General features: G+C 60.7%; 3 protein-coding genes and 1 pseudogene. All 4 read left to right on the top strand.

The window, feature by feature from the left end; all coding sequences use genetic code 11:
* A pseudogene (locus tag BLX41_RS33470) lies at window positions 1-95 on the top strand (sigma-70 family RNA polymerase sigma factor); the annotation flags it as partial.
* The gene (locus tag BLX41_RS02500; protein ID WP_185073349.1) at window positions 95-1,108 is read left to right on the top strand and encodes a FecR domain-containing protein; all 1,014 of its coding nucleotides are present in this window, start codon (window positions 95-97) and stop codon (window positions 1,106-1,108) included. The pseudogene BLX41_RS33470 and the gene BLX41_RS02500, both read left to right, overlap by 1 nt.
* 100 nt (window positions 1,109-1,208) lie before the next feature.
* Window positions 1,209-3,701, top strand: coding sequence for a TonB-dependent siderophore receptor (locus tag BLX41_RS02495; protein ID WP_123723636.1), 2,493 nt, complete (start codon window positions 1,209-1,211; stop codon window positions 3,699-3,701).
* Window positions 3,702-3,772: 71 nt separating this feature from the next.
* Window positions 3,773-4,053: PepSY domain-containing protein (locus BLX41_RS02490; protein ID WP_185073347.1), on the top strand; the 281-nt coding region annotated here is incomplete at its 3' end.

Here is a 4,053-nt window from a genome sequence, read left to right as displayed (position 1 = left end):
AGATCGCCGAGCAGATGTCTCTGTCCCTGCGCACTGTGGAGCGCTATGTGGCTCAAGCGCTCTATCACTGCTACCTGCTGCGCTACGAGAGCTGATGCCTGTGGATAACTTTTCCGGCAGCCTGCCCCTGAAGCCCAATCCCGATCACCTGGTGGTCAAGCAGGCGATCAACTGGCTGCTGCGCCTGCGCAATAACGGCGCCAATCCCAAGCTGCAGCAACAATGCGATCTGTGGCGCGCCGCTCACCAGGAGCATGAGCTGGCCTGGCAACGGGTGCAGTCATTGCACCAGGAACTCAATGCCAATCTGCGGGCCGTGCCTGGGGCTCAGGTGGCGCTGCACACCCTGGAAAACAGCAGCCAGCGCCTGGGCCGGCGTCAAGCCCTGAAACTGTTGAGCGGCGCCCTGCTCCTGGGCTCCAGCGCCTGGGTTGGCAAGGATCTGCTGGGCTGGCAGCAGTGGAACGCGGACTTCGCCACCGCCGTGGGCGAACAACGAGGCTTCCAACTGCCCGACGGCACCCGCCTGGAACTCAATACCGACAGCGCCGCGGACCTGAATTTCAACGCAGAGCAGCGCCTGATCAAACTGCGCCGGGGCGAGATCATGGTGGCCTGTGGAGCCGATCAGCAGGGCACTCAACGTCCACTGCTGGTGGAAAGCCGGCATGCTCTGCTGGAAGGTTTCGACGCCCGTTTCGTGGTGCGCGTGGATGATCGTTGCACCCGCCTGAGCGTGACCCAAGGCAGCGTGGCCATTCATTCGCCGCACTCTGCGGAGGATCGCAGCGCCCGGGTCGGTCCGGGGCAGAGCTATCGGATCAATCATCGACTGGCGGAGCCGGCCGCACCGCTGGCCATGGACGTGGGGGCCTGGGCCGATGGCCTGATCGTGACCCGCAACATGCGTCTGGATGACTTCCTGCAGGAAGTCGGTCGCTATCGCCATGGTTACCTGGGGTGCGCGGCAGCCATTGCCCATTTGCGCCTGTCCGGGGTGTTCCGCCTGGAGGACACCGAGAAGCTGCTGGCCATCCTGCCCCAGACCCTGCCGGTGCAACTGCGTTACCGCACCCGCTGGTGGGTGACCCTGGAACCTGTGGTGTGAACTTCACGGCGCGAATCTTTTTTTGGCGGGTTTTGTCTGGACGTCCGGCTTAGTCAGTAAGCAATTCAATCTGCTTCCTGCGACTTCAACGGAACCCACAATGACCCTCCGCGATCACCGCCCAAGCTCTTCCTGCGCCCCGACTCTACGTCAAGCCATCCACGCCGCCCTACTGTGCTCCAGTATCGGCCTCGGACTGGTGGCCACTACCGTACAGGCCGCCGACACCACCCCGGATGCGCCGCACCATAGCTACAACGTTGCCCCGGGCAGCCTCGGTGATGCGCTCAATCAATTTGCCCGGCAGGCAGCAATCACCTTGTCCACCACACCGGCCCAGACCCAGGGCCGACAATCTGCCGGACTGCAGGGCAGCTATTCGGTGAGCCAGGGTCTGAACCAGTTGCTCAAGGACACGGGGCTGGAGGCGGTCAGCCAGGACGGCAGCAGCTATATCCTGCGACCACTGCCCCAAGGCAGCGCGCTGTCGCTGCCGACCACGCAAGTCAAAGGCTTCGCCCTGGGTAACGCCCTGGGCAGCACGGACGGCTACAACGCGACCCACAGCCAGATCGCCACCAAGACCAGTACCGCGTTGCTGGAGACCTCGCAAAGCGTGTCGGTGGTGACTCGCGAGCAACTGGACGACCAGGGTGCACAGACCGTCGCCCAGGCCATGCGCTATACCCCGGGTGTGCTGACCAACCCCTATGGCGCCACCCATCGCTACGATTATGTGGCGATGCGCGGCTTCAACGATGGCTCGGTGGATAACATCTACCTCGACGGCCTCAAGTCCATGGGCGACAGCGGTACCTACAGCAGCATGCAGGTCGATCCCTATTTCCTCGAGCGCGTGGACATCCTCAAGGGACCGTCGTCAGTACTCTATGGCCGCAGCTCCCCCGGTGGCCTGGTGGCCCTGACCAGCAAAAAGCCGCTGTACGAGCCCTATCACCAGATCCAGGCGACTGTAGGCAGCCAGGGCAAACAAGGCCTGGGTTTCGACTTCAGCGGTCCGCTGGATGATGACCAGCGCATTGCCTATCGGCTGATCGGCCTAACGGATAAATCCGACACCCAGTTCGACCATACAAAAGAAAAGCGCTTTGCCCTGGCTCCCACCCTGAGCATCGACTTCAACGACGACACATCTCTGACACTCCAGGCCTACCTGCAAAATGACCCTGATGGCGGCTACCACGGGGGCATGCCGGCCAACGGCACGCTGAACCAGCGCAACGGCCAGCGCATTTCCGAGCACTTCTTCGAGGGCGAGCCCGGCGTCGATGGCTACAAGCGCGATCAACAGTCGTTCGGCTATCAGTTCGAGCATCGCTTCAACGACGTCTTCACCGCCCGGCAGAACTTCCGCTACCTGGACTCCAAGGTGAAGCTCGATCAGGTGTATGCCTATGGTTGGACCAATGCCTCCAGCAACGACTTGAGGCGTTATTACTCGGGAGGCAATGAAAAGCTGCACTCCTTTATCGTCGATAACATGCTGCAAGCCGAATTCCTGACGGGCGATATCAAACACACGATGCTCCTGGGAGCGGACTATCAGCGACGCAAGACCGTAGTCGACTGGGACCAGGGAACGCTGCAGGCGATCAACGCGTTCAACCCGGTCTATGGCAACTCGACGATCAACTACTACAGCCACACCAGCTATGTACGGCGCCTGGAGCAGACCGGCGTATACCTGCAGGACCTGATCGAGCTGGATAAATGGCGCTTCTCCCTGGGGCTGCGTCAGGACTGGGTGGAAACCTCGGATGAAAACCGTCTGGCCGAAGACAAGCGTCCCCTGGGCACCGAGATCAGCGACAAGCGCACCAAACTCACTGGGCGCGCGGGGGCGCTCTATCTGTTCGATAACGGTCTGGCGCCCTATCTCAGCTATTCCGAGTCGTTCAACCCCAATTCCTACGCAGACAGCGCCGGTAATCCCCTGCCACCTACCGACGGCACTCAATGGGAAGTCGGCTTGAAGTATCAGCCACCCGGTACGGAAAACCTGTTCACCGCCTCGCTGTTTCGCATCGATCAGGAGAATCTGGCGTCGAAACTGCCGCAGGAAAATTTCTACCGCGCAGTCGGTGCCGTTCGCTCCCAGGGGTTGGAACTGGAAGCACACATGCAACTGACCGACAACCTGAAACTGTTGAGCAGCTACACCTTCACCGACATCCAGTATTCGAAGTCGATGATCAGCACCCTGAGCAGTCCCGGCAACATCATCGAGAACAAGGGCAACTCCCCTACTCAGGCGCCGCGGCAGATGGCTTCGCTATGGGCCGACTACAGATTCGACAGTGCCGCCCTGGATGGGCTGCGCCTGGGAGGTGGAGTGCGCTATGTGGGGTACAGCTGGGCCGATGCCGAGAACACCATGAAGGTGCCCGCCTATACCCTGTTCGACGCCTCCATCGGCTATGACCTGGGCAAGGTGGGTCTGAAGGGGATGGATGTGCGCCTGAATGCCAACAACTTGACCAACGAGTCCTACGTCGCATCCTGCGCGAGCTTGAGTTATTGCTACCTGGGTGAAGAGCGCAACGTCGCAGCCACGGTGAGCTACCAGTTCTAATCAATATTGACTCCCACAAAGCCAGCGCCTGCAAACAGTCGCTGGCTTTGTCGTTTGTACAGGAACATTCAATGCGCACCGTTCTGGTTCTGCTGCATCGCTACATGGGTTTGGTCACTGCGTTGTTTCTACTGCTGGCCGGGTTGACCGGAAGTGTCCTGGCCTTTCATCACGAGCTGGATGAGTGGCTCAATCCCCAGTTCTATGAAGCATCTGGAGAGGGGCCGTTACTGGCACCCGGAACGCTGGTGGATCGGGTGCAGGCCGAGCATCCACGGCTGCAGGTCTGGTACATGGAATATCCACAAGAGGCCACACACACTGCGTTGCTGGCAGCGGTACCACGTACGGA

The sequence above is a fragment of the Pseudomonas protegens genome (assembly GCF_003732485.1).
Classification (GTDB): domain Bacteria; phylum Pseudomonadota; class Gammaproteobacteria; order Pseudomonadales; family Pseudomonadaceae; genus Aquipseudomonas; species Aquipseudomonas protegens_B.
The sequence above is the reverse complement of the archived record's forward strand: the minus strand, read 5'-3'. Positions and strand labels throughout refer to the sequence as shown.